The sequence below is a fragment of the Staphylococcus sp. 231237_7MaSpsaltlick genome (genome assembly GCF_043107035.1).
This window is the reverse complement of record NZ_JBICNX010000007.1, coordinates 276,621-302,755: the sequence shown is the minus strand read 5'-3', so window position 1 is coordinate 302,755 and position 26,135 is coordinate 276,621. Positions and strand designations below refer to the sequence as shown.

Genomic DNA, 26,135 nt, shown 5'->3' with positions numbered 1-26,135 from the left:
GGGTCGCGGGTTCGAATCCCGTCTTCTGCTCCATTATTTTTGCCGGGGTGGCGGAACTGGCAGACGCACAGGACTTAAAATCCTGCGGTGAGAGATCACCGTACCGGTTCGATTCCGGTCCTCGGCATCATCCTATAAAATTATGCGCCCATAGCTCAACTGGATAGAGTACTTGACTACGAATCAAGAGGTTATAGGTTCGACCCCTATTGGGCGCATTAATTTACGGGAAGTAGCTCAGCTTGGTAGAGCACTTGGTTTGGGACCAAGGGGTCGCAGGTTCGAATCCTGTCTTCCCGATAAACCTAAAATATATGGGGGCTTAGCTCAGATGGGAGAGCGCCTGCTTTGCACGCAGGAGGTCAGCGGTTCGATCCCGCTAGTCTCCACCATATTTAATAATACAACCTAAATACAACGGCGGTGTAGCTCAGCTGGCTAGAGCGCACGGTTCATACCCGTGAGGTCGGGGGTTCGATCCCCTCCACCGCCACTAATTATTAGTTGTAAATTATATTTAGGACCTTTAGCTCAGTTGGTCAGAGCTAACGGCTCATAACCGTTCGGTCGCAGGTTCGAATCCTGCAAGGTCCATATAATTTTGGAGGAATACCCAAGTCCGGCTGAAGGGATCGGTCTTGAAAACCGACAGGGGCTTAACGGCCCGCGGGGGTTCGAATCCCTCTTCCTCCGCCATTTTTATCATAATTTAATATAGTTTATTTTTAGCTAATATTTGTGGAGGAATACCCAAGTCCGGCTGAAGGGATCGGTCTTGAAAACCGACAGGAGCTTAACGGCTCGCGGGGGTTCGAATCCCTCTTCCTCCGCCATTAATATTATTATCGCGGGATGGAGCAGTTCGGTAGCTCGTCGGGCTCATAACCCGAAGGTCGGTGGTTCAAATCCGCCTCCCGCAATTTTTAAAGGTCCCGTAGTGTAGCGGTTAACACGCCTGCCTGTCACGCAGGAGATCGTGGGTTCGAATCCCATCGGGACCGCCATTTTTCATTATGGTTCAGTAGCTCAGTTGGTAGAGCAATGGATTGAAGCTCCATGTGTCGGCAGTTCGATTCTGTCCTGAACCATTTCATGCAAGCCGGCCTAGCTCAACTGGTAGAGCAACTGACTTGTAATCAGTAGGTTGGGGGTTCAAGTCCTCTGGCCGGCACCATTCTTAGGAGGGGTAGCGAAGTGGCTAAACGCGGCGGACTGTAAATCCGCTCCTTCGGGTTCGGCAGTTCGAATCTGCCCCCCTCCACCATTTATTTTAATTTAATAGGGGCATATTTCAACGGTAGAATAAAGGTCTCCAAAACCTTTGATGTGGGTTCGATTCCTACTGCCCCTGCCATGGCGGTTGTGGCGAAGTGGTTAACGCATCGGATTGTGGTTCCGACACTCGTGGGTTCGATTCCCATCATCCGCCCTTTATATTAATGGGCTATAGCCAAGCGGTAAGGCAATGGACTTTGACTCCATCACGCGCTGGTTCGAATCCAGCTAGCCCAGTTTTTTATTGGCGGCATAGCCAAGTGGTAAGGCAGAGGTCTGCAAAACCTTTATCACCGGTTCAAATCCGGTTGCCGCCTTCATCAAAATGCGGGAGTATTTCAACTTTCAGAATACGTTCCTTCCCGGAACGTGGTGTAGGTGTAAGTCCTATCTTCCGCTCCATAATTTAATAATTAAGCGGGAGTAGTTCAACTCTCAGAACACATTCCTTCCCGGAATGAGGTATAGGTGTAAGTCCTATCTTCCGCTCCATAATTTAATAATTAAGCGGGGGTATTTCAACTTTCAGAATACGTTCCTTCCCGGAACGTGGTGTAGGTGTAAGTCCTATCCTCCGCTCCATAATTTAATAATTAAGCGGGAGTAGTTCAACTCTCAGAACACATTCCTTCCCGGAATGAGGTATAGGTGTAAGTCCTATCTTCCGCTCCATTTATTCTTCCTCATGGGAAGTTTTTTTTATATCTTTTTTTGTCTTAACGTGTATCAATATTTTAAATTCCAATATTTGTAGCAATATCTATATAATATGGTAATATAAATAATTATAATAGTGTTTTGTACCATTAATTTAAATAGCATACATTATTATAAATACTTTATGGTAGGAGATTGTATATAATGATTAGAACAATTATGAATGGAAAAATTCATAGAGCGAGAGTTACCGAATCAAATTTAAACTACGTAGGTAGTATTACTATAGATAAAAATTTATTAGAAGCAGTTGATATATTGCCTAATGAAAAGGTTGCTATTGTAAATAATAATAATGGAGCAAGATTTGAAACATATGTGATTGAAGGTGAACGGGGCAGTGGTAAGATTTGCTTAAATGGCGCAGCATCTAGACTAGTTGAAGTCGATGATGTGGTGATTATTATGACTTATGTTCAACTGAACGAAGATGAACTTTCTACGCACGTTCCAAAAGTTGCTGTTTTAGATGAATATAACCAGATTACACAAATGATACATGAGGTTGAAAGTAGAGTAATTACGGATTAATTATTATTATTTTGTTGTTTAGAGTCAATCATTATATTTCACTTTATACTTAGAGTTTAATCATTGAAGATCCTTTATATTTAAAAAACTTAAATTTTTTTAGAAGTTTTCACTGTTGATTCAATTTGTTAAATTTATATGTGGTATTATACTTGAAGTTTTGGATTTGAACAGTGACAAAATTTACAATTTACATTTTAAAAAATAGTTGCTAAACCTACTAATTACGGCTTTATTTAAGAAATCTATTGACGACAAATGTAGTTAGTTATATAATAAACTTATGCCGTTTAGAAATTGTAAAATATTTGCAGCTATAAACGATAATTAATATATAGTCTCTTTTGAGCTATTGAGCCGGCGTGGCGGAATTGGCAGACGCGCGGGACTCAAAATCCCGTTCCTTTTTGGAGTGTCGGTTCGATCCCGACCGCCGGTACTAATAAAATAACTAACATTTTAGAAACATCATTTAATGATGTTTCTTTTTTTATATTTTCTTTTCGTTTATATAGAATTGGATTGTTAGATTGAACATTTCATTTTAAAATTTGTTGTTATTTTACTAAAAAGAAGTATCTTATTTTAGTTTTATACTTATAAACTCTTTAAAAATTAATTATTACTAGAGCAAGTTGATATTGTAGTTTAATACAATGTGTAATATTATTAGTCTAATGTTATATTTGGAGGACATAATTTTATGGTTAAATCTAAAAGTTCAGATTCAAGCTGGAAACAATTTTTTAGTAATATTTTACAAGCTGTCGGTGCTGGTGTAGTAATAGCATTATTACCAAATGCATTATTAGGAGAATTATTAAAGTTCTTTAAAGAAGGCAATCAATTACTGGAATCAATATACCAACTTGTTGTGTTAATTCAGTCATTTATGGCCTTTATAATTGGTGTTTTAGCAGCGCACCAATTTAAATTTAATGGTGCAGGTGCAGCTATGGTTGGTGTTTCAGCTATGTTAGGTAGTGGTGCTGTTAAAATTACAGACGGGGGATTTATGTTAAATGGTATCGGCGATATTATTAATACTATCCTTGTGGTAATTGTTGCATGTTTTTTTTATTTATTATTACGTGATAAACTCGGTTCATTAGAAATGATTATTCTACCAGTATTAATACCAGTGATAAGTGGAGTAATTGGCTTATATACATTAAGTTATGTATCGAATGTAACTAAAGGTTTAGGACATGTAGTTAGTTCATTTACAGAACTAAATCCAATGTTGATGTCGATATTAATTTGTATTACATACTCATTGTTAATGGTAACACCAATATCTGTTGTAGCTATTGCAACTGCTATTGGTTTATCAGGATTAGGTAGTGGTGCTGCAAATATGGGTATAGTTGCTGCCTGTGTAACATTCTTATTTGGTTCAATTAGAGTCAATAGCGCCGGTGTGAACCTTGTGCTAATAATTGGTGCTGCAAAAATGATGATACCAGTTTATTTTAAGCATTTAATTATTGCAGTTCCATTAACTATAAACGGTATAATTGGTGGTTTAATTGCTTATTTCATAGGTATCCAAGGTACACCTATGTCTGCGGGATTTGGATATACAGGGCTTGTAGGACCAATAAATGCTTTTAATCGTATGGAAGGAGACCCAATGACGGATATTATTTTACTTGTATTTGGTTACTTTGTTATACCTTTTGTCTCAGCGTTTTTCGTACATGAATTATGTAAAAAATTTATTGGTAAATATTCTGATGAAATTTATAGATTCGAGATACCAAGACAATAGTGGATTCATACTTATCTAACTGTATAACAATCAACAAATTTGAATTTGGGCATATACAAAACCTAGGTTCATGTTATAGCATCTTTTTAAGCGCTTAATAGAGCGGTTTAAGAAATCAAAACTTAAATTTTGATTTCTATCCGCTCTTTTTTTATACATAAGTATTGCATAATAATTTATTTTCATTAAAGAAAGAGCGATATAACAATAATTTTAAATTTTGTTATTGAATAATATTGCGTTAATGTGTATAATAATTAATATTATAGAGAGGGGATACGAAGATGAAACACATATTAAAAGGCTTCATGGCATGTATAATTATATTTTGTGCCATAGTGAATTATATAAACCCTACAGCTCATGCACAATCGCAAGACGAACAATGGGAAAAAATAAAAGAACGTGGTGAGTTAAGAGTCGGGTTGTCGGCTGATTATGCGCCTTATGAGTTTGAGCATAATGTTAACGGTAAGACCGAATACGCTGGAATAGATATTGAATTAGCAAAGAAAGTGGCAAAGGACAATGATTTAAAATTAAAAATTGTAAATATGCAATTTGATAGTTTACTGGGAGCTATTAAAACTGGGAAAGTAGATTTAATTATTTCTGGTATGACACCTACGCCAGAACGTAAAAAGGAAGTAGACTTTTCTAATCCATATATGACAGTTCAGCAAAAAATGATTATAAAAAAATCTGACGCTGATAATTTAAAAACTATCGATGATTTTGCTAACAAAAAGATAGGTGTTCAAAAACAAACACAGCAAGAAAAAATCGCTCAATCGGATATTGAAAATGCTCAAATTCAATCTTTGACTAGAGTTCCAGAAGTAATCATGTCTTTAAAAAGTGGAAAAGTAAGCGGTATGGTTATTGAAGGCCCTGTTGCAGAAGCCTATTTAAAACAAAATAAAGATTTAACTTTTGCTGATGGAGTAAAGTTTAATGAAGGAACTAAAAGCACAGCAATCGCTGCACCAAAAAATGCTCCTAAATTAATGGAAAAATTAAATGCTAGTATTAAAGAAGTTAAGGATAAAAACTTGATTGAAGATTATAAAGATTCAGCTGCTGAAGCAATGAAAAAAGATGATGGTAACTTCTTTAGTAAATACAGTAGCTTTTTCTTAAAAGGGATACAAAATACTATTTTAATTTCAATTGTTGGTGTGTTATTAGGGACTGTATTTGGAGCTATTATAGCATTAATAAAATTAAGTAAGATAAGAGTGTTTAGATGGATAGCTTCAGCTTATATTGAATTCCTAAGAGGCACGCCATTATTAGTACAAGTATTTTTAGTTTATTTCGGTACCACTGCAATGCTTGGTTTAGATATTTCAGCTTTAATATGCGGTATGATTGCACTTGTAATTAACTGTTCAGCGTATATTGCCGAAATAATTAGAGCAGGTATTAATGCGGTAGATAAAGGTCAAACGGAAGCTGCGCGCAGTCTAGGGCTTACTTATGGCCAAACTATGAAAACAGTTATATTACCTCAGGCAATTAAAAAAATATTACCAGCTTTAGGTAATGAATTTGTAACTGTAATTAAAGAATCATCAATTGTTTCTGTAATAGGTGTAAGTGAAATCATGTTTAATGCACAAGTAGTCCAGGGTGCTTCATTTGACCCATTCACGCCATTATTAGTGGCAGCAGTATTATACTTTATACTTACATTCACATTATCTAGAGTAATGTATTTCTTTGAAGGGAGAATGAAAGTTAGTGATTAATATTAAAAATTTATATAAAACTTTTGGGAAAAATGAAGTTTTAAAAGGTATTGATATGACAGTGAATCAGGGAGAAGTTGTAGCTATCATTGGCCCTTCTGGTAGTGGAAAAAGTACATTACTGCGTTGTATGAATCTATTAGAAACACCTACAAGCGGTGAGGTTATATTTAAAGAAAATAGTTTAACAAGTAAAAATACAGAGTTAGAAAAATTACGTCAACAAATGGGTATGGTATTTCAAAATTTCAACTTATTCCCACATAAAAAAGTAATTGATAATATTATTTTAGCGCCAAGTCTATTAAAAAAAGACAAGCAAGGTAATTTAAAGAATCAAGCCCAAGAATTATTAGATAAAGTAGGATTAAGTGATAAAGCAGATGCTTATCCCTCACAATTATCAGGTGGACAAAAACAGAGGGTTGCTATTGCTAGAGCCTTAGCCATGAATCCAGAAGTTTTACTTTTTGACGAACCTACGTCAGCGTTAGATCCTGAAGTAGTCGGAGATGTTCTGAAAGTTATGAAAGATCTTGCTAAAGAAGGTATGACAATGGTTGTTGTTACTCATGAAATGAATTTTGCTAGAGATGTGAGTGATAAAGTAGTATTTATGGCAGATGGCGTTATCGTTGAATCAGGTACTCCGGCAGCAATATTTGATCAACAACAGCATGAAAGAACTAAAAACTTCTTAAGTAGAGTATTATAAATTTTATTAAAGCCAGGTGGATAAAGTAATTATGCTAATACAATTACTTATCTGCTTGGTTTTTTATTTTTGATGATAAAAATTGGATTTGCACATACTCTAAATACGAAATAGTGTGTTAAACTGTAGGATGTATGTTTTTAATGTGGGGTGTAAGAATAAATGGATTTAAAGCAATTAAAACAAGATGTCATTGACTATGCACATACGATAGGTATCGATAGTATCGGATTTACTACTGCCGACCCATTTGATGAAATGAAACAAAAATTAGTAGACTATCATGCTAAAGGTTATGCATCAGGTTTTGAAGAATCAGATATAGCATTGAGGACCGAACCGACATTAACACTACCAACAGCACGGTCTATTATAGCGATTGCGGTAGGTTATCCCAATAAATTAAAAGGTGCACCTAAGAGTACCAGAGGAGATAGAAGAGGTATGTTTGCGCGTGCTTCATGGGGACAAGATTATCACTCTATTATGAGAAAAAGGTTGGATAAACTAGCTGATTATTTGAGAGATAGAGTAGATGGCGTTGAAATCCAGTCAATGGTAGATACAGGAGCTTTATCAGATAGGGCTGTGGCAGAACGTGCTGGTTTAGGTTATGTTGGTAGAAATGGTTTTGTTATCAATCCCGAACTAGGGACTTGGACTTATTTGGGTGAAATGCTCGTAAGTGTCCCTTTTCCGCCAGATGACCCGTTATTGGATAGTTGTGGGGACTGTACCATTTGTGTTGACCGTTGTCCAACTGGTGCGCTTGTTGGAGATGGGCAGTTAAATAGCCAAAAATGTATTAGCTTTTTAACACAAACAAAAGGTTATTTAGCAGATGAATACCGTTATAAAATAGGGAATCGGCTTTATGGCTGCGATACTTGTCAGCAAGTGTGTCCAAGAAATAAAGGTATTAACACCCAGCATGATGATATTGTCTTAGAACCTGAAATTTTAAAACCAAGATTAGTACCATTATTAAAAATGAGCAATAAAGAATTTAAAAATACGTATGGACATTTAGCAGGTGCTTGGAGAGGTAAAAAGCCAATTCAACGTAATGCAATAGTAGCATTAGCACATTTTAAAGAAGAGAGTGCTATTCCTGAATTACAAGATGTTGCATTAAATGATCCTCGTCCAATGATTAGAGGCACTGCGTATTGGGCAATTGGACAAATACAGGGCGAAGATGCTAGAAACTTTATTGAGCAGCAATATCATAACGAACTAGAAGAAGTTCAACAAGAAATGTTAAAAGGATTAGAAATGAGGAGAGAACAATAGCATGACAAACCATATCGTATTATTTCAACCGCAAATACCAGGTAATACAGGTAGTATTGCAAGAACTTGTGCAGGAACATATACTAATTTACATTTAATTAAACCACTAGGCTTTAGTACGGATGATAAAATGTTAAAGCGTGCAGGACTAGATTACTGGGAAACTGTTAATATTATGTATCATGAAAGTATAGAGGAATTTTTTGAAGCTACTGAAGGTACATATTATTTGTTAACAAAATTCGGAGAAAAAACATATTCAGATTTTGATTTTACAAATACTGAGCATGATCACTTTTTCATATTTGGACGTGAAACAACAGGATTACCTGACTGGGTAAAAGAAAAATATGCAGCTACTGCGCTTCGCATACCTATGAATGATAATATTAGATCGCTTAATCTTTCAAATACTGCTTCATTACTAATTTATGAAGCTTTGAGACAGCAAAATTTTCCAGAGTTACATTAATACTTACCAAAATGAATGAAAATATATTAAAAGCTTTGTATAATGATAATAAGTCTTATATTAACTATTTGTACGAATCATCATTTAGTTTAATAAAGTAGTGGTTTATAGAAACATTATGTAGGGTATTAATAAAAATAATGCTAGAACCGTCTTAATAGAAAAAGAGGAGTGTAATTACTATGGCAATGAACTTTAAAGTTTTAGAAAACGAAAAAGTTGTAGCTGAATATGCTGCAGATATTTTAAGAAAACAATTTAACAATAATCCAACAACTATTGCAGGTGTACATCTTGCTAGTGACAATGCTCCTGTATTGGATGAATTGAAGAAAAATGTAGATAAAAATGCGGTAGATTTCAGTCAAATAAATATATTAGATTATGATGATAAGAAATCTTATTTTGAAGCATTAGGCGTACCAGAAGGTCAAATATATAATGTATCATTTAGTGAAGATACTGAGTCATTTATTAAAGATAAAATCAAAACTAAAGAAAATAAAGGCAAGTTAGTTACACAAGTACTTTCTATTGATACAAAAGGTAATTTAGATGTAAGTATTAACCAAGGTCTCTTTTCAGCTCGCGAAGTAATTTTAATAATTACAGGTAGTGAGAAAAAAGAAGTTGTTCATAAACTTTATGAAGAAAATGGTAAAACAAGTTTTGAACCTTCAGATTTAAAAGCTCACCGCATGGTAAATGTAATTTTAGATGAAGCGGCTGCAGAAGGTTTACCTGAAGATGTGAGACATTATTTCACAGCACGTTTTGCATAATCAAATGTGAGGTGATTCAAATGACAAAAAATAAGAATTCAAATGATCAACAAAATGATACATTAGAACCTGAGAATGAAATGGTCGATGATTTTGACGATGTTGTTGAATTAGGCAAAGAGATGGAACAAATTTCAGAAGAAAATGATGAAGATAAATTAGATAAATCACATGATTCTGAAGTACGTTCTGACCTAAATGACTAATAAATAGCTACCCGAAACATTAATTAATGTTTCGGGTTTTTTATATGTTATTGCACAGCATTTTACAATTTCAAAATCCATTTTACATATTTTAGCTAATAGTAGTTATCACACGATAATATACTTAGCTATAAAAGGAAAAATAGAACAAAAATCACGAATCTTATAATAGGGTTGACCTATTTCTGATTAGATAAAATAACTGCAATTTAAATGTAGTGTATGTTACAAAAAGAAATGCCATGTTAAAAGTTAATGTGGTATGATTAAAACATTATTGATTTAAGGAGATTTATATATGTTAAGTAAGCAATGGAAATATATTATGATAGCTGCAGTAATTGTTAACCTATTATCAATTAAAGGTTTCCCAATGGCAATTGGTGCTATCTATTTACCAGTATTATTTAAAATTGTTAAATTGCAAATTAATTTATCACGTGGTCTTGTGGATCAGGTTAATGCTTCAACATTTGTTAAGGGTAATCAAACAGGTATTATTATAAGCGTTTTATGCTGCATAATTGTAACTGTTTTATTGTTTAAGCCGTTAGGAGATTTTTATAGTAATTTAGATGGCTTTTTAGGATTACTTATCACAATAAGTCCTGTAACTATGGTAATTGGTGCTATATTGTTAATTTTAACTGCTATAGGTATTATTCAATCTGCTAAAGAACAGTTTAAAAATGTAAATATTACAAAATAATTATAGTGTCCAATAACTTTTAAGAAGAAAATCCTGGAAATATTCGGGATTTTCTTTTTATATATAAATAGTTATGTTATTGAAAGTAAAGTAGAAAGAGTAAATAAATATTTGTAATTTGAGAAATATGAATTTATTATGAAAACGCTATATAATACGATTGCCCGTTTAAAATGATTAATGCTATACTTAAAGCGAACTAAGATTAATGAAGGGGAGATTTATAAATGTCAGTTAGAATTGAACATGATACATTCGGTGAAATAGAAGTACCAGCAGACAAATACTGGGGTGCTCAAACAGAAAGAAGTAAACGTAACTTCCCTGTTGGTAAAGAACGTATGCCAATTGAAGTTGTTTATGGATTTGCTCAATTAAAAAGAGGTGCTGCTTTAGCTAACCACGAATTAGGAAAATTATCAGATGCCAAGAAAGATGCAATTGTTTATGCATGTGACCGTGTATTAAATAAAGAATTAGATGAACATTTTCCATTAGTAGTATGGCAAACAGGTAGTGGTACCCAAAGTAATATGAATGTTAATGAAGTTGTAAGCTTTGTGGCAAACAATTACTTAAAAGAGCAAGGTAGCGATGAATCTATCCATCCTAACGATGATGTCAATAAATCACAAAGTTCTAATGATACGTTCCCTACAGCAATGCATGTTGCCTTATACAACGAAGTGGAAACGAAACTAGAACCTGCATTAAAATCTTTAAGAGATACATTTAAACAAAAAGAAGAACAATATAACGATATTATTAAAATAGGGCGTACACATTTGCAAGATGCTACACCGATTCGTTTAGGTCAAGAAATTAGTGGTTGGCGTTATATGCTAGATAAATGTGAAACACTATTAAATGAATCAAAAGCGCATATTTTAAATTTAGCAATAGGTGGAACTGCGGTTGGTACTGGCATTAATGCACACCCTGAATTTGGAGATAAAGTCGCTAAGTTCATAGCAGAAAATACAGGCCATCCATTTGTATCTTCTGAAAATAAATTCCATGCATTAACTGCACATGATGAGGTAGTACAATTACATGGTACTTTAAAAGCACTTGCGACAGACTTAATGAAGATTGCAAACGATGTAAGATGGTTAGCTTCAGGCCCACGTGCAGGATTAGCAGAAATCTCAATACCTGAAAATGAACCAGGTTCATCAATTATGCCGGGTAAAGTTAATCCTACACAATGTGAAATGTTAACAATGGTTGCTGTCCAAGTGATGGGGAATGATACAGCAGTAGGAATTGGTAGCTCACAAGGAAATTTTGAATTAAATGTATACAAACCTGTTATTTTATTAAATACATTACAATCTATATATTTATTAGCAGATGGTATGGATACATTTAATAGTAATTGTGCTGTTGGAATAGAGCCAATTCCTGAAAACATTGATAATTACTTAAACCAATCGCTTATGCTAGTTACTGCTTTAAACCCACACATCGGTTATGAGAAAGCAGCAAGTATTGCTAAAAAAGCGCACAAAGAAGGCTTAACTTTAAAAGAATCTGCAATTCAATCAGGACATGTAACAGAAGAACAGTTTGAACAATGGATTAAACCAGAAGATATGGTTGAACCAAAATAAATAAAACGTAAATAAGTAATTGTAGATATAATTTAAATAGTATTCATAAATTTATCCGAAGTTGTATTCTTTATTAATAAACACACTGTCATTTATATGATAGTGTGTTTTAATTTATTATTATGGAGTATAAGCATCAGTTTGATATGATAGTATAAATGTAATTGGTAAATAAGACACCACAATATAAAGTTAGTCTCTGTAACTTTATATTATGATGTCTTTAAATTTTTTAGAAACGATACTACGTAAGTTTTAAACATGTGAATAGTAATAAACTACATGGTTATGTCTAAAACATAACTAATACTTAAAACTACTAACGTTGTAATTTTAAAATTTTAAAACTTTACTGCTAGGTTAGACTTCATCATCTAGACTGACAGAAATTTGTGCTTGGGTCAGCGGATGGATGAATTCAATTTTATAACTATTTAATTGAAGTTGTCTCAATGTAGAGTTTCCATATAATGGATCACCTATAACTGGATGTCCAATTTCAGCTAAATGAACACGAATTTGGTGAGTACGACCTGTATCTAATTTCAATTCTAATTCACAGACATCTTCTTTAACCATTTTTGAGTCAAGAATATGTGTGATTGCTGATTGACCTGTTGGTGATACCCTACGTTTGTTAGAATGGAATTTATCTTTACCAATCGGCATATCGATAGTTTGGGGTTTGATTGGTAATAAACTATGAACATTAGCTTTATAGATACGATCAATTTCATTTTCTTCTAACATACGATCTAATATTTTTTTCATCAATGGATTTTTCGCTACGATTAATAAACCAACAGTTTCTTGGTCTAGACGGTGAATTGGTTCAACATAGTCACTTTTAACAGTATAAATAACATGGTTCATTAATGTATTACTTTCTTTTAAATCATTCGGGTGTGTTTTAACACCTTTTGGCTTCATGACTATAGCGATATCATCGTCTTCATAGTAAATTTGTGCAAAACGGTAACTAGGTAAATAATTACTTACTTCATCTGGTGTAGGGATAAACACATTGTCACCTGTGTTAACTCTAGTCATTAATGAAGCGGTTGTGTCGTTAATTGTAATTGCTTTTGACATGTTTAAATTATGCAAATCTTTTTTAGGTAGATGCAATTGTTGGAAAATTTCTCTTAATGTTAAATTATTATATTTAATAGGGATTTCGAATTTCATACGTATCCTCCTTGATAATCAATTATTATCATACCATAAACATAGGTTTAAAAATATTAGATAAATACTTTCATTAGATTAAATATTACATTTGTAATTAAATTATGCGTTCATACAAAAAAACATGATTTTTAAATTATTAACTGAGAAGGTATAATAAATATAAAGTTGTAAAGAAATGGGCTGGTTAAATGGAAAAACCAACTAGACTTGCATTGTTAAAAGAAATTGCAGAATTTTTAAATGAAGAAACCGAAACATATAATATGATTCAAAGTGCATTGAAATATTTAATTGAAGGTACAACATTTACTACCGGTTGGATATTTTTTATAGATGATGATGGACAACATGAATTAGTTGCACATTATGATTTACCTGGTGCATTAGCTAAACAAAATTGTAAATACATGTGTGAAGGAACCTGTTGGTGTGTGCAAGCATATCAAAATAAAAAATTAACAAAAGCATCAAACATTATAAATTGTTCACGTATTAATCTAGCAAATCGTGCATTTCATGAGGAGTCAGAGGGCATCACACATCATGCAACCGTGCCACTGCGCTCTGGCGATGAGTTGTTTGGTCTGCTAAATGTAGCGACGCCTTATAAGACAAGTTATAGTGAAGAGGATTTAGAATTGTTAGAGTCTGTTGCTTTTCAGATAGGGTCTGCAATCAAACGTATTGCGTTAACGGACCAAGAAAAAGAAGCAGCCCGTATAAGTGAAAGGAATCGACTAGCACGTGATTTACATGATTCAGTAAATCAATTACTTTTTTCTGTAAAATTGACGGCACATGCTGCACAAGGTATATCTAATGAAGAAGTATCCCGTAAAGCCTTTAATATCATTGAAGAAACGAGTCAACAAGCTGTAAATGAAATGCGTGCTTTAATTTGGCAACTTAAACCAGTTGGATTAGAGCAAGGGCTAGTTAAGGCTATTCAAAATTATAGCGACGTATTACAATTGGATTTAACGGTTAGTGTTGAAGGTTTAATTAATTTACCAAGTAATATTGAAGAAAATATCTACAGAATTATCCAAGAAGGTATGAATAATACAAAAAAGCATGCTCAAGATACAGAAATTAAATTAAAATTATCACAAAACCAGGACTATTTTTATGTAGAAATTAAAGATTACGGCATTGGCTTTAATATGCAGCAAACTAGCTATAATAATTCACATGGTATTAATAATATGAAACAACGAGCAAAAGCAGTTAAAGCTAACATAGATATAACATCTGAAGAAAATAACGGGACTCAAATTTATATAAAAGTGCCGCTATAAGATAATGAAAGGAATGTTAAAATGAATCGAATCGTGCTTGTTGATGACCATCACATTGTAAGACAAGGTTTAGAATTTCTATTATCCACAGTAGATGATTTAGAAGTCATTGGAGGATTTTCAGATGGTAAATCATTTTTAACATACTTATCAAGTAATGATTTACCAGATATTGTATTACTCGATTTAGTCATGCCAGAAATGAACGGTATTGAAATTACAAAGATAATAAAAAATAACTATCCAGAAATAAAAATTTTGGTCTTAACGAGTTATGTGGATGATGAGCATGTAATATCTGCTATTGATCAAGGAGCAGATGGGTATGAAATGAAAGACGTAGAGCCGGAGCAATTAATTAAAACGATTAAAAAAGTATTGGATGGAGAAAAAATTATTCATCCACAGGCTCAAAATGTTATAGAAGCTGTTAGTAAAAAGCCGCATTTTACAAATAAATTATCTAAACGTGAGGCAGAAGTTTTAGCAGAAATGGTGAAAGGTAAGACTAATAAGGAAATTGCAGAGACTCTATTTGTATCGGAAAAAACAATAAAAACACATGTAAGCCATATTTTTAATAAATTGCAAGTAACGGATCGTACACAAGCCGCTATTTATGCGATGCAGAACAACCTAATATAAAAAACGTATTTTATTTAAAAATATACTATGAAGTAGCAATTTTTTTAGTATTTTGAAAAATTACTTTAAAATATATAAAAATACTATATAATAAAGTTAATACTCAAAAGGGGATGTTGCTATGAAAACAAAAAATCTTTCATTAAAGATTGTCATAGCATTAATATTAGGTATCGCAATTGGTTCTATTTTTAATATTTTTGCAGGCTCAGCCTTTGTAGAGAATGTAGATAAATACCTATTTAATGTTATTGGACAAATTTTCTTGAATTTAATCTTTATGCTTGTAGTACCAGTAGTATTTGTATCTATTGTATTGGGTGTAGTAGGTGTTGGGGATCCTAAATTATTGGGAGGAATTGGACTCAAGACAATTACCTTCTTTTTAACTACGACTGCAATTGCAATTATTATTGGTCTTACTTTGGCACTGGTATTACAACCCGGTGCAGGTAAATCTGATCTTTTAAATAGTGACGATGTATCGAGTTATCAACAAACACTGAATAAAGAAAATAGTGCGCAAGATTCAGCTGCAAAGCAAACATTTGATCAAACACTTATTAATTTGTTTCCTAAAAATCCATTACAGGCAATGACCGAAGAAAATATGCTGCAAATTATTACATTTGCAATATTTATCGGGGTTGGTATTATTATGGTCGGTTCCAAAGCACAGATGGTACATAAATTTTTAGAACAAACCAATGAAGTGTTAATGTATATCGTTACTATGATAATGAGCGTGTTTGCTCCGATTGGGACATTTGGATTGGTGGCACATGCATTTACAGGGGCAGGATTTGGGGCAATTCAGCAACTTGGAATGTACTTCTTTATTGTATTGTTAGCCTTAGCAATCCATTTCTTTGTTGTTTATGGTTCTGCAATTAAGTTTCTTGGTAAATCAAGTCCATTGAAGTTTTATAAGGAATTTATTCCTGCTATTACATTAGGTTTTAGTGCCTCAAGCTCAACCGCAACTTTGCCTGTTTCTTTAGAATGTACAAAGAAAATGGGAGTTAGACGTGAAATTGCTTCATTTGTCCAACCATTAGGTGCAACGATTAATATGGACGGTACAGCAATCATGCAAGGTGTTGCTACTATGTTTATTGCTCAAATATCTGGTGCAACCTTATCTTTTACTCAAATTATAACGGTAGTCGTAATCGCCGTAGTAGCTTCAATTGGGACAGCTGGTGTTCCAGGAGTCGGTTTAATTATGTTAGCTATGGTGTTAAATGCGGTAGGCTTGGATCCTGCTGCAATCGGAATCATCTTAGGTATCGATAGATTACTTGATATGACAAGAACATCTGTGAATATAACTGGAGATGCCGCTTGTGCATTAATTATATCTAAATCAGAAGAGAGAAAATTAGCCGCAAAGAATAAATGATTTTAAATAGTTTAGGAAGATAATTTAAGAGGACGAAACATTATTATAATGTTCTGTCCTCTTTTTTTAATTAAAATCAATAGTTGTAAAAGAGAATATGTTATTGGTTAATTGTTTTTATAAATTATTCTATAAAAACAGACTATATGTTTTAAGTTTTCTTTAAAAATATTTTTGCCATTAAAAATAAGACTTTAGGACTACCTAAAAATTATTGCCATAACATTACCTTTGTGCAACAATTGTAAACATAGTATTAAGAAAGGGTAAAGTTAATGTTAAATATAATGAAAAGATTTCAAAAGCGATTAAAACGTTTGGACCTTGGTATTATAATTAGTTTTATAATTCTAAGTATTATCGGCGTCATAATGGTATACAGCGCAAGTATGGTGCCTGCTTCTAAAGGGAGTTTAACAAATGGAACACCTATAGAAGCTAATTATTTTATGAAAAGACAATTTATCTTTTTCATTTTAAGTGTTTGTATAATCTTATTTATTAGCATGTACTTTAATATTAAAATGCTAAGAAATGCTAGTACGCAAAAGTTTCTAATAGTTGGAACGTTTGCATTATTAATTCTGACATTACTGATAGGTAAAGATGTTAATGGTTCCAGAAACTGGATTAATCTTGGATTGTTTAGTTTACAATCATCTGAGTTTTTAAAATTAGTTGCTATTTTTTATCTTTCTTTTATCTTAGATAAAAAACTAACCAACAATCAAGATTATAAGTTGAAGAATATTGTCCCGCCATTGGGTATATTAGGCGTGGGCTTAGTACTTGTATTAATGCAAGGAGATCTCGGGGGTACATTATTAACAGTAGCAATTATTGTGGCTATCTTAATGTATTCAGATATTAAAAATAAAATAAAAATTCAAATATTAACAATTACTTCAATCCCCGTAATTCTATACATATTCTATACTTTAGTTTTTGACTCGAAAAATCTATACAGAATGAAGCGAATTAAAGTAGTATTGGACCCTTTTAAGTACGAAAACAGTGATGGCTATCAACTTACGAACGCATTAGTATCAATAAGTAACGGTGGGGTATTCGGTCGTGGGTTAGGTAATGGCATTTTGAAATTAGGGTATTTACCAGAACCACATACAGACTTTATATTTACGGTTATTTCAGAAGAATTAGGACTCATAGGCGTATTACTTATACTTCTTATGTACGGCTTTATTATTTTTAAAGGATTTATTTATGCAAATAAAACGCGTAACCATTTTTATAAATTAATTTGTGTAGGTGTAGTAAGTTATTTGTTTATGCAAGTATTTGTAAATATAGGTGGTGTGTCTGGTTTGATACCTTTAACTGGAGTAACGCTTCCCTTATTAAGTTATGGTGGATCATCCATGTTAAGTATCAGTATAGCATTAGGTATTTTATTGGCAGTTATCCGAGAAATAAAAAAAGAGACCAAAGTATATGAATAATACATAAAAACTTTTATTTAATAAGGAATGGAAGGAAAGAAGTAATTTGAAATTATCGAAAAGAGGCAAGATTGTAGCGGTTATTTTACTGTTAATACTTATAATAATCGGATTTTTTGCATATAAATTATTTCATTTGAATCAAGCAATACATGATTCAGATGGCACAGATGAAGCAACGAAAGCAACCCAAGAAAAAATAAAAAATAATAAACCAATTTCTATCGCAATATTTGGGGTGGATTCAGATGTAAAACGTGCTGAGGAAAACATGGGACAACGTACAGATACACTATTAATTGCATCAATAAACCCCGAAAAGAATAAAACAAAACTCATTTCTATACCTCGTGATATGAGTAGTAATATCCCTGAGGTCGCTGGTAATCAAAAAATTGCACATGCTTATGCATATGGTGGTCCAAAGACAGCAATGGACACACTTAGACAAAATTTAGATGTACCAGTAGATGCTTATGTTACTTTAGACATGGATGGTTTCAAAAAGATGATTGATATTTTTGATGGTGTAACTGTGACAAGCAACGCAACGTTTAGTTATAATGGTTCTAGTTTCAAAGAGGGGCAAAAAGTAAAATTAGATGGCGATAAAGCACTAAATTACGTGCGTAGTCGTAAAGAGGAAGGTGCAGGTGGCGACGAAGGTCGTACTGAGAGACAACGTCAGGTCATTGATACACTATCTAAAAAAGCAAATGGATCTTCCAATTTATTTAAGTTAAACAAAATACTTAAAGTTAGTGAAGAAAATGTTAAAACAGACCTTAATGTTGGCGATTTAAAATCTTTATATTCAAATTATAAAGATGCTACAGAATCTATTGATAAAGAATCTATTGATGGTGAAAATTTAATAGAAACTGATGGAGTTTGGTATTTTGAACCAAATGAAGAAGATAAAAGTGTTAAAATAAATGAATATAAGAATAATTTAAAATAGAATATAGGGTTTGAATGTTGAGAGGTGTAAAGCAATGACAATTATAATATTACTTATAATAGGGCTCGTTTCCTCTATTATAGGTTCTTTGATCGGTGTTGGTGGAGGTATTATTATTGTACCAACATTGGTTTTTATAGGTGCAAATTTTGATTTATTAAGCGGTATTACAACACAAACTGCAATTGGTATCTCATCTGTGACACTTGTTTTTACAGGTTTGTTTTCAATAATTGCTTACCGGGGCAAAGGTAAAGATACGATTGATTTTAGAAATGGTATTTTATTTTCTATTGGTATTATTCCTGGATCGTTACTAGGGGCTTACCTAAGTCAATTTCTGAACGATATATACTTTAATATTATATTTGGTATATTTTTATTTTTAATTTCAATCTTACTTTTTGTAAAAGACTATTTAGCATCTAAAAAGGACAGTACTACAGAAAAAAATGTGAACTTAACAATAGGAATTATTTTTGCATTTTTTGTAGGTATCAGTGCTGGTTTGTTTGGAATTGGCGGTGGCGTGTTAATGACGCCGTTAATGATAATTGTTTTTAACTTCACACCACACGTAGCCGTGGCAACTAGTATGATTATTATTTTTACTTCAAGTTTAGCGAGCTCAGTGGGACATATGATCCAAGGACATATTATTTGGGGTTATGGATTGATATTAATTATTGCAAGTTATGTAGGAACTAAGTGCGGTGTGAAAATTAATAGATCAATTAATTCCGCAAAGTTATCAAACTTGCTTAAATTTGTTTTGATTTGTTTAAGTATCTATTTAATTATCAAAGGATTTATTGAATTGTAAATTTAACAAGTATGAGTAAAAAAATGTGGCTGATTAATTAAGTATTGTCGTTTGCTTATGACCCAGTTGACTAGAATTGAAAATATCATTTTAGCGTTTTTTGAATTCTAGCTTGCTATTAACAATTTAATAGAATAGAAAAAGATTTGTAAGTGTATTTTTAATATGCATGCTAACTTATAATAATTTTTACAGAATATCAGCCTAAAACATGTTATTGTTTTAGGCTGATATTTTTGAATAGTAAACATTAATAAAATAATTAATTCATATTAACACTTTGCGCTATACATTTAAACTATTTAATTTCATTATAGAGTTCTATAAATTGTTTGCCTTTTTTACGATCTATATAATTAAAAATCCATGGTTCACCATCTTTGTCCATGATAGTGATTCTAAAACAGGTTAATGTTAAACCCATTTTTATACTTTTAATATCTGAAAATAGAAATTCATCTTTTAAATTAAGGACTTTTGCTACATTACTAGTTCTAAAATATATGCAATCACTGAGCAAAATTAAATCTCCAGCAATTGATTGCGAATGCGAATATTTTAATGTAGCTTGAATAGCAAATACAGGATTATTCATATCTATATTCATAACTTTTCCTCCAAGCTTTAATTACAATATAATAAAATGAGTATTTGACATAAGACAAAATTGTTTACTTAATACTACCACTAATTTTGTGCGGTATAAAATATAAACAGCACTAAAAACCCACTTTATATCATTTTGAATGATTACAAAGTGGGTTTAGTGTATATACAAATTTTGAATTATTGATTTTACATAAAATCGGCAAAATGGTCTCTATAACGCATATGCAATATAGCACCAATAATAAATAAAATCACAACTAAGGCAAGGTTATAAAGCGTTAAATGCCAATGCTCTATAAAATACCATTCATGATGAAGCACAGCGGCTCTATATCCTTCTGCAAGGAAATATATTGGATTTAATTTCATCACTGTTATTACAATTTCATTTTTAGGTGCATACAAAATAGAAGATACAAAAAATATAATTCTCATTAATGATTGAACTACCATCTGCGTATCTCGAATCAGTACACCTAATGTAGAAGTTAATAGCGAGATGACTATAGTAAGTATAAGTGCGTAAGGCACATATATCAATAATTGTAATGAATAAATTGAAGGATAATACCCCCCAAAGAAACATAATATTAGTACAATCATAAGTAAACCTAGATGACCATAAAATCTACTGAAAACAATGTAACTAGGTATAATTGATAAAGGAAACTTCATTTTAGCTACTTGATTATACTTTGAAGCGATTGATTTTGTACCTTCTAGTACGCCTTGGTTTACGAAAAACCACATGCTAATACCGACAATTAACCAATAGATAAATGGGATTCCATCATGCATCGAATTATTTCGCAAGCCCAAACCGAAGACAAACCAGTATACTGCAATTTGCATGGCAGGGTTAATAATCTCCCAAGCAATCCCTAAATAATTGTTGTGATTTGATATACGTAGTTGAAAGTCTGCTAGTCTTTTAATTAAATATAAATTTTTCAATTGTTCTTTTAACACAAACCACATTGCATTCATTTGAATATATCACTCTTTCATGCTGACTTTTTAAAAACTGACAAATAAGATTATACATTATAATTTTTAATATAAGCAAATATAAATAAAATGACAGTAATATTAAAGTTTAAAGCGTAACTATAAAAAGCTTGGGTTCATTATCATAAAATACTTTATTTAAGTTAAAGCGAACCTACCCAATTAGCATAGTAGGAGGTTCGTTAAAATAACATGTAGTATTGTTATATTTTTAAAGGGATGTTACCTTTAAAATTTACAAGTTGATAAGCTAATTTAACATCGTTATCTGTAGGTGGTTGAACTTTATTTAAAGGATAGCTCAAGTTCATTGCTTCCCATTTATGGACACCAAGTTGATGATAGGGCAATAGTTCAAATCTTTCCACATTATCCAATGTATTTATAAACGCGCCTAATTGTATTAAATCTTCCTTAGCATCAGTATATCCGGGAACTAGCACGTGTCTAATCCAAACAGGTTGTTTAACATCTGATAACTTTTTAGCAATTTTTAATATTTGTGTGTTAGGTTTTTCAGTTAATGCTATGTGTTTCTCATTATCAATATGTTTAATATCCAAGAGTATTAAGTCTGTATATTTTAATAATTTATCGAAGTGACGTTGAAATGCTAATGTGTCATTTGCACAACCTGCAGAAGTATCGATACATGTATGAATTCCGTTTGCCTTTAACGCTTTAAATAAAGCTGTGACAAAGGGCATTTGCAACAATGGTTCGCCACCACTTATAGTGACGCCGCCCCCAGATGCTTCAAAATAAGGTTTGAAAGATGTTATTTCATCCACCATTTCGTCTACTGTTACTTCTCTAGATAATTCATTGACTTTCCATGTATCCGGATTATGACAATATAAACATCTCAGTAAACAGCCTTGCATAAAAAGTATATATCTAATACCTGGTCCATCGACAGTGCCCATACTTTCAACAGAGTGCAAGTGTCCTTTAAGCATTTTGCTCCCACCTTGTAATTTTTGTTTTACATTCTTTCATGAAACGTACGAGAAATAACATCTAATTGTTGTTCTCGTGTTAATTTAATGAAATTAACAGCATAGCCAGAAACACGAATAGTAAGTTGCGGATACTCTTCGGGGTGCTCCATTGCATCTAACAATGTGTCTCGATTAAAGACGTTTATGTTTAAATGATGGCCGTGTTGCATAGCGTATCCATCAAGCATACTTGTAAGATTTTTATTTTGCTCTTCTGGTAATTTTCCTAATGATTTAGGAACGATACTAAATGTATTTGAAATACCATCTTTGCAACAATCATAAGGAATTTTTGCAACAGAGCTCAGTGATGATAATGCACCTTTTTGGTCCCGCCCATGCATTGGGTTGGCACCTGGGGCAAATGGTTCACCAGCTTTTCGTCCATCAGGTGTATTACCGGTCTTTTTACCATAAACGACATTTGAAGTGATTGTAAGTACACTCATTGTATGCTCAGAATTACGATATGTTTTATGGCTTCTTAATTTAGTCATAAAGCGTTCTACTAAATCTACGGCGATATCATCTACACGAGTATCATTGTTGCCATATTTAGGGAAATCTCCATTTATTTCAAAATCAATTACTAAACCATTTTCATCACGTATTGGCATAACTTGGGCATATTTAATTGCTGACAATGAATCCGCAGCAACTGATAAACCTGCAATACCTGTTGCCATCGTACGTATGATATTAGTATCGTGTAACGCCATCTCGATACGCTCGTAACTGTATTTATCATGCATATAATGAATAATATTTAAAGCATTGATGTAAACGCCTGCTAACCAATCCATCATCTTATCAAACTTTTCAAATACTTCATCGTAATTTAATACTTGTGAATTGATAGCTTCATATGATGGTCCGACTTGCATACCAGATTTTTCATCTTTTCCACCATTAATTGCGTATAATAAAGTTTTAGCTAAGTTTGCACGAGCACCAAAGAATTGCATTTGTTTACCAATTTTCATTGCAGATACACAACATGCAATACCATAGTCATCACCGTATGATTCACGCATTAAATCATCATTTTCATACTGTATTGAACTTGTTTTTATACTCATTTTTGCACAATAATTTTTAAAATGTGTTGGTAATTGTACTGACCAAAGTACAGTTAAATTTGGTTCTGGTGCAGGTCCTAAGTTGTCTAATGAGTGTAAGAAACGGAATGAGTTCTTAGTTACAAGAGGTTTACCATTAATTCCTATACCACCAATTGATTCAGTAACCCAAGTAGGGTCTCCAGAGAATAATTCATTATAATCTGGTGTACGTGCAAATTTCACAATACGTAATTTCATAATAAAGTGATCAATTATTTCTTGAACTTCACTTTCAGTGATAGTACCATTTTTTAAATCACGTTCAGCATAAATATCTAAGAATGTAGACGTACGTCCTAAACTCATAGCAGCACCATTTTGTTCTTTGATAGCAGCTAAATATGCTAAATAAAGCCATTGAACAGCTTCTTTAAAAGTAGTAGCAGGGCGTCCTAGATCAAAGCCATAAGTTTCACCTAATACTTTTAATTCTTTAAGTGAGCGATATTGTTCTGATAATTCTTCGCGTAATCGAATAATATCTTCTGACATTTCAGTAGACATTGTATTGAAGTCAAGCATTTTTTCTGCCATCAAAAAATCAATGCCATAGAGCGCAACACGGCGATAATCGCCAATTATTCGTCCTCTGCCATAAGCATCCGGAAGGCCTGTGATAATACCAGCTTTTCGACAGTCAAGCATTTCTTTAGAGTAGGCATCAAACACACCTTGGTTATGAGTTTTACGATAATCTGTAAATATTTTTTCAGTTTCTGAATCTAGTTTATAACCATAAGATTCACAGGCTGCTTTGGCCATACGAATGCCGCCAAATGGTTGCATAGATCGTTTAAATGGTTTTTCAGTTTGGACGCCGACAATAGTTTCTAAATCTTGATTTAAATAACCGGCTTCATGCGAGGTGATTGTCGAGGGTACTTTTGTATCCATATCCCACATACCACCACGTTCACGCTCTTCTTTTGATAAAGCCATTACTTGATCCCAAAGCTTAGATGTTGCATCAGTAGGGCCTTCTAAAAATTGATCATCGCCTTCATAAAGTGAGTAGTTTAGTTGGATAAACTCACGAACATCGACATGGCGGCGCCAACGCCCACTTTTAAATCCTTGCCAAGCAATTTCGTGTAATTTTTCTTTTTCTAACATTTTTACTCCTCCATTCATTCTGTTAATAATTTCAAAAATATTGTAACATTGAAATTGTTAAAACTTTCACAATGTTTGTGAAAGTTTTAAATACAAACTGTGAACGATTTGAAAAACTGTAGGATATTATATAACAGGTTTATAGTATTGTGTGTCTGTTATACAACAGAAAACACTTGTATTGTGAGCAGTTTATAATGAAAAGATAGAGGAAAAAATTAGTGAAAAACACGATGTATAAAAATAAGTCACTTCTACCCCTTGTAATTTGTGGATAAAAGCGACTTAAAAAATCATATATAATAGAAGGTTTTAGAAATTAAATTATGCGTAAAATTGTATTAATCATGATGATAACAGTAATTAGTACACTTTTTATACACAATATTAATTGAAAACAATTGTTTTATTGCCATCATTTACGATAACTTTATGTTGAACATGATATTCAACTGCTTGAGCTAAAACAGAAGATTCAACATGACGTCCAATTTTACGTAAATCTTGTACGTTATAACGATGATTAATACGTGTGACATCTTGGTCTATAATTGGTCCTTCATCTAAATCAGAAGTTACGTAATGACTTGTTGCACCAACTAATTTAACGCCGCGCTCCCAAGCTTGTTTGTATGGGTTCGCTCCAATGAATGAAGGTAAGAAAGAATGGTGGATATTAATAATTTGATTTGGATAATGACTTACAAAATTATCTGTAAGTATTTGCATATATTTAGCTAAAACAATTAATTCTACTTCGTGTTTTGCGCAAATATCCAATATATTTTGCTCAACAATCGCCTTATCATTATTACTTGGCACATAGTAAAAAGGGATATTAAACGATTCAGCAAAATGCCTATTGTTTTCATGATTACTGACAACACAAGTGATTTCAGCAGGGATTTCTTTACGCTGAACTCTTAATAATACTTCATTAAAAGCATGGTCTTCTTTTGATACAAATAATGCGATTTTTGTTTTATCACTTGTATCAAAAATATCAAAATTAATGTCATTTTGACTTAAAGTATTTTCTAGAGCTTCTTTCAGTTGTGTTGCTTTTTCAAACTCAAATCTTAAAAATAATTTCCCTTCGGTATCTTGTGCATGATCGTATTCAGTAAAGTGATCAAGATGTAAAATATTAGAGCCGTATTCTGCAATAATATTTGTAATTAATGATGTTATACCGACTTTGTCATTGCATGTTGCGAGTAATATGTATTTATCTTCCATTTAAGCACCTCAAAATTTAAAAAGTACTTAAAATTATAGGGAATATTCTGAACAATGTAAATAAATAAAATCTTTTTCAACAAAATTACAACATTTTACAGTTTTAACTATACTATTATAGTAGAAATAGGATATAATAATAAATGGTGTTTTTATCTTTTATGAGTAATAAGTAATGAGAGATGATGACACTTTTCATGAAAATAATACGCTTACAAACAAAGTGATTTTTGTTTGTAAATTAATTATAAGATATAAGATTGATTATTTTGATAATTGCGCCAATGATAAAAAACGATGAAAATTTGATTTCACTCTTTTATTTTCTTAAAAATTGTATTAAGATGTAATTTGTGTTTCAAGAAGCGTGTATTATTGCAATTTCTTGTGTCCGGATAAAATATTCTTTAGATGAAAGGTAGATTAAAG

22 protein-coding genes and 21 tRNA genes are annotated in these 26,135 nt (G+C 32.5%); 37 read left to right on the top strand and 6 right to left on the bottom strand.

Annotated features, from left to right (window positions below; translation table 11 throughout):
• Positions 1-41: 41 nt before the first annotated feature.
• The 31 genes from ACF91D_RS16020 (at position 42) to fumC (ending at position 11,835) form a co-directional block, all read left to right on the top strand.
• Positions 42-127: transfer RNA gene (locus tag ACF91D_RS16020), tRNA-Leu, on the top strand.
• Positions 128-144: 17 nt separating this feature from the next.
• A tRNA-Arg gene (locus ACF91D_RS16015) sits at positions 145-218 on the top strand.
• A gap of 8 nt (positions 219-226) precedes the next feature.
• A tRNA-Pro gene (locus ACF91D_RS16010) sits at positions 227-300 on the top strand.
• A 16-nt stretch (positions 301-316) separates the two neighbouring features.
• Positions 317-392: transfer RNA gene (locus tag ACF91D_RS16005), tRNA-Ala, on the top strand.
• A gap of 27 nt (positions 393-419) precedes the next feature.
• Positions 420-493 (top strand) — tRNA-Met (locus ACF91D_RS16000).
• A gap of 27 nt (positions 494-520) precedes the next feature.
• Positions 521-594 (top strand) — tRNA-Ile (locus ACF91D_RS15995).
• Positions 595-603: 9 nt separating this feature from the next.
• Positions 604-696, top strand: a tRNA-Ser gene (locus ACF91D_RS15990).
• A gap of 44 nt (positions 697-740) precedes the next feature.
• Positions 741-833: transfer RNA gene (locus tag ACF91D_RS15985), tRNA-Ser, on the top strand.
• A 13-nt stretch (positions 834-846) separates the two neighbouring features.
• Positions 847-920: transfer RNA gene (locus ACF91D_RS15980), tRNA-Met, on the top strand.
• 8 nt (positions 921-928) lie between these two features.
• A tRNA-Asp gene (locus ACF91D_RS15975) sits at positions 929-1,004 on the top strand.
• An 11-nt stretch (positions 1,005-1,015) separates the two neighbouring features.
• Positions 1,016-1,088 (top strand) — tRNA-Phe (locus tag ACF91D_RS15970).
• Positions 1,089-1,098: 10 nt separating this feature from the next.
• A tRNA-Thr gene (locus ACF91D_RS15965) sits at positions 1,099-1,174 on the top strand.
• 6 nt (positions 1,175-1,180) lie between these two features.
• Positions 1,181-1,264: transfer RNA gene (locus ACF91D_RS15960), tRNA-Tyr, on the top strand.
• A gap of 16 nt (positions 1,265-1,280) precedes the next feature.
• Positions 1,281-1,354, top strand: a tRNA-Trp gene (locus tag ACF91D_RS15955).
• A 2-nt stretch (positions 1,355-1,356) separates the two neighbouring features.
• Positions 1,357-1,429, top strand: a tRNA-His gene (locus ACF91D_RS15950).
• 11 nt (positions 1,430-1,440) lie between these two features.
• A tRNA-Gln gene (locus tag ACF91D_RS15945) sits at positions 1,441-1,512 on the top strand.
• Between the two features lie 9 nt (positions 1,513-1,521).
• Positions 1,522-1,592 (top strand) — tRNA-Cys (locus tag ACF91D_RS15940).
• A 100-nt stretch (positions 1,593-1,692) separates the two neighbouring features.
• A tRNA-Gly gene (locus tag ACF91D_RS15935) sits at positions 1,693-1,767 on the top strand.
• Between the two features lie 15 nt (positions 1,768-1,782).
• Positions 1,783-1,857: transfer RNA gene (locus tag ACF91D_RS15930), tRNA-Gly, on the top strand.
• A 15-nt stretch (positions 1,858-1,872) separates the two neighbouring features.
• A tRNA-Gly gene (locus ACF91D_RS15925) sits at positions 1,873-1,947 on the top strand.
• 189 nt (positions 1,948-2,136) lie between these two features.
• A complete protein-coding gene (panD, locus tag ACF91D_RS15920) occupies positions 2,137-2,523 on the top strand; it encodes an aspartate 1-decarboxylase (RefSeq protein WP_101049756.1) in 387 nt (128 codons plus the stop codon).
• A 356-nt stretch (positions 2,524-2,879) separates the two neighbouring features.
• Positions 2,880-2,962, top strand: a tRNA-Leu gene (locus ACF91D_RS15915).
• A 264-nt stretch (positions 2,963-3,226) separates the two neighbouring features.
• The gene (locus ACF91D_RS15910; protein ID WP_107549143.1) at positions 3,227-4,294 is read left to right on the top strand and encodes a PTS sugar transporter subunit IIC; all 1,068 of its coding nucleotides are present in this window, start codon (positions 3,227-3,229) and stop codon (positions 4,292-4,294) included.
• Between the two features lie 284 nt (positions 4,295-4,578).
• Entirely contained in the window at positions 4,579-6,045 is a 1,467-nt protein-coding gene (locus ACF91D_RS15905) for an ABC transporter substrate-binding protein/permease (protein WP_039066942.1), read from the top strand.
• Complete coding sequence (locus ACF91D_RS15900) at positions 6,038-6,760, top strand: amino acid ABC transporter ATP-binding protein (protein ID WP_039066944.1); 723 nt, start codon at positions 6,038-6,040, stop codon at positions 6,758-6,760. The genes ACF91D_RS15905 and ACF91D_RS15900 overlap by 8 nt, the downstream gene beginning before the upstream one ends.
• Before the next feature lie 162 nt (positions 6,761-6,922).
• On the top strand, positions 6,923-8,053 hold the full coding sequence (queG, locus tag ACF91D_RS15895; RefSeq protein ID WP_069792609.1) for a tRNA epoxyqueuosine(34) reductase QueG: 1,131 nt from the start codon (positions 6,923-6,925) through the stop codon (positions 8,051-8,053).
• A gap of 1 nt (position 8,054) precedes the next feature.
• Positions 8,055-8,525 (top strand): tRNA (uridine(34)/cytosine(34)/5-carboxymethylaminomethyluridine(34)-2'-O)-methyltransferase TrmL, encoded by a 471-nt coding sequence (gene trmL, locus ACF91D_RS15890; protein ID WP_069792608.1) that lies wholly within the window; start codon positions 8,055-8,057, stop codon positions 8,523-8,525.
• A 182-nt stretch (positions 8,526-8,707) separates the two neighbouring features.
• Positions 8,708-9,307, top strand: coding sequence for a sugar phosphate isomerase family (locus ACF91D_RS15885; protein ID WP_017723187.1), 600 nt, complete (start codon positions 8,708-8,710; stop codon positions 9,305-9,307).
• A gap of 20 nt (positions 9,308-9,327) precedes the next feature.
• Positions 9,328-9,513, top strand: coding sequence for an SAS053 family DNA gyrase inhibitor (locus ACF91D_RS15880; protein ID WP_039066950.1), 186 nt, complete (start codon positions 9,328-9,330; stop codon positions 9,511-9,513).
• A gap of 298 nt (positions 9,514-9,811) precedes the next feature.
• The gene (locus tag ACF91D_RS15875) at positions 9,812-10,222 is read left to right on the top strand and encodes a hypothetical protein (RefSeq protein WP_101049750.1); all 411 of its coding nucleotides are present in this window, start codon (positions 9,812-9,814) and stop codon (positions 10,220-10,222) included.
• A 227-nt stretch (positions 10,223-10,449) separates the two neighbouring features.
• Complete coding sequence (fumC, locus tag ACF91D_RS15870; RefSeq protein WP_039066954.1) at positions 10,450-11,835, top strand: class II fumarate hydratase; 1,386 nt, start codon at positions 10,450-10,452, stop codon at positions 11,833-11,835.
• 360 nt (positions 11,836-12,195) lie between these two features.
• Here the strand turns inward: fumC and ACF91D_RS15865 are convergent, their stop codons facing one another.
• On the bottom strand, positions 12,196-13,023 hold the full coding sequence (locus ACF91D_RS15865) for an RluA family pseudouridine synthase (protein WP_039066955.1): 828 nt from the start codon (positions 13,021-13,023) through the stop codon (positions 12,196-12,198).
• A 191-nt stretch (positions 13,024-13,214) separates the two neighbouring features.
• Here ACF91D_RS15865 and ACF91D_RS15860 point away from each other — a divergent pair, with 191 nt between their 5' ends.
• The 6 genes from ACF91D_RS15860 to ACF91D_RS15835 all read left to right on the top strand — a co-directional run bounded on the left by ACF91D_RS15860 (position 13,215) and on the right by ACF91D_RS15835 (position 19,615).
• Positions 13,215-14,324, top strand: a complete 1,110-nt coding sequence (locus tag ACF91D_RS15860) for a GAF domain-containing sensor histidine kinase (RefSeq protein ID WP_039066957.1) — start codon at positions 13,215-13,217, stop codon at positions 14,322-14,324.
• 21 nt (positions 14,325-14,345) lie between these two features.
• Positions 14,346-14,969 (top strand): response regulator, encoded by a 624-nt coding sequence (locus tag ACF91D_RS15855; protein WP_039066958.1) that lies wholly within the window; start codon positions 14,346-14,348, stop codon positions 14,967-14,969.
• A gap of 121 nt (positions 14,970-15,090) precedes the next feature.
• Positions 15,091-16,371, top strand: coding sequence for a dicarboxylate/amino acid:cation symporter (locus ACF91D_RS15850; protein WP_039066959.1), 1,281 nt, complete (start codon positions 15,091-15,093; stop codon positions 16,369-16,371).
• Between the two features lie 275 nt (positions 16,372-16,646).
• Complete coding sequence (locus ACF91D_RS15845) at positions 16,647-17,831, top strand: FtsW/RodA/SpoVE family cell cycle protein (protein WP_172643865.1); 1,185 nt, start codon at positions 16,647-16,649, stop codon at positions 17,829-17,831.
• A gap of 46 nt (positions 17,832-17,877) precedes the next feature.
• Positions 17,878-18,792, top strand: a complete 915-nt coding sequence (locus ACF91D_RS15840; protein ID WP_039066960.1) for an LCP family protein — start codon at positions 17,878-17,880, stop codon at positions 18,790-18,792.
• Positions 18,793-18,826: 34 nt separating this feature from the next.
• The gene (locus ACF91D_RS15835; protein WP_039066962.1) at positions 18,827-19,615 is read left to right on the top strand and encodes a sulfite exporter TauE/SafE family protein; all 789 of its coding nucleotides are present in this window, start codon (positions 18,827-18,829) and stop codon (positions 19,613-19,615) included.
• 298 nt (positions 19,616-19,913) lie between these two features.
• Here the strand turns inward: ACF91D_RS15835 and ACF91D_RS15830 are convergent, their stop codons facing one another.
• From ACF91D_RS15830 to purU, 5 genes are all read right to left on the bottom strand, one after another.
• Complete coding sequence (locus ACF91D_RS15830) at positions 19,914-20,222, bottom strand: hypothetical protein (protein ID WP_069792558.1); 309 nt, start codon at positions 20,220-20,222, stop codon at positions 19,914-19,916.
• Positions 20,223-20,410: 188 nt separating this feature from the next.
• The gene (locus ACF91D_RS15825) at positions 20,411-21,211 is read right to left on the bottom strand and encodes an ABC transporter permease (protein ID WP_069792557.1); all 801 of its coding nucleotides are present in this window, start codon (positions 21,209-21,211) and stop codon (positions 20,411-20,413) included.
• Between the two features lie 224 nt (positions 21,212-21,435).
• Positions 21,436-22,191 carry a pyruvate formate-lyase-activating protein gene (pflA, locus tag ACF91D_RS15820; protein ID WP_069792556.1) on the bottom strand — a complete coding sequence of 252 codons (756 nt, stop codon included), beginning with the start codon at positions 22,189-22,191 and terminating at the stop codon, positions 21,436-21,438.
• Between the two features lie 26 nt (positions 22,192-22,217).
• A complete protein-coding gene (pflB, locus tag ACF91D_RS15815) occupies positions 22,218-24,467 on the bottom strand; it encodes a formate C-acetyltransferase (protein WP_107549001.1) in 2,250 nt (749 codons plus the stop codon).
• Between the two features lie 387 nt (positions 24,468-24,854).
• On the bottom strand, positions 24,855-25,706 hold the full coding sequence (gene purU / locus ACF91D_RS15810) for a formyltetrahydrofolate deformylase (protein WP_039066968.1): 852 nt from the start codon (positions 25,704-25,706) through the stop codon (positions 24,855-24,857).
• Positions 25,707-26,135: the final 429 nt, after the last annotated feature.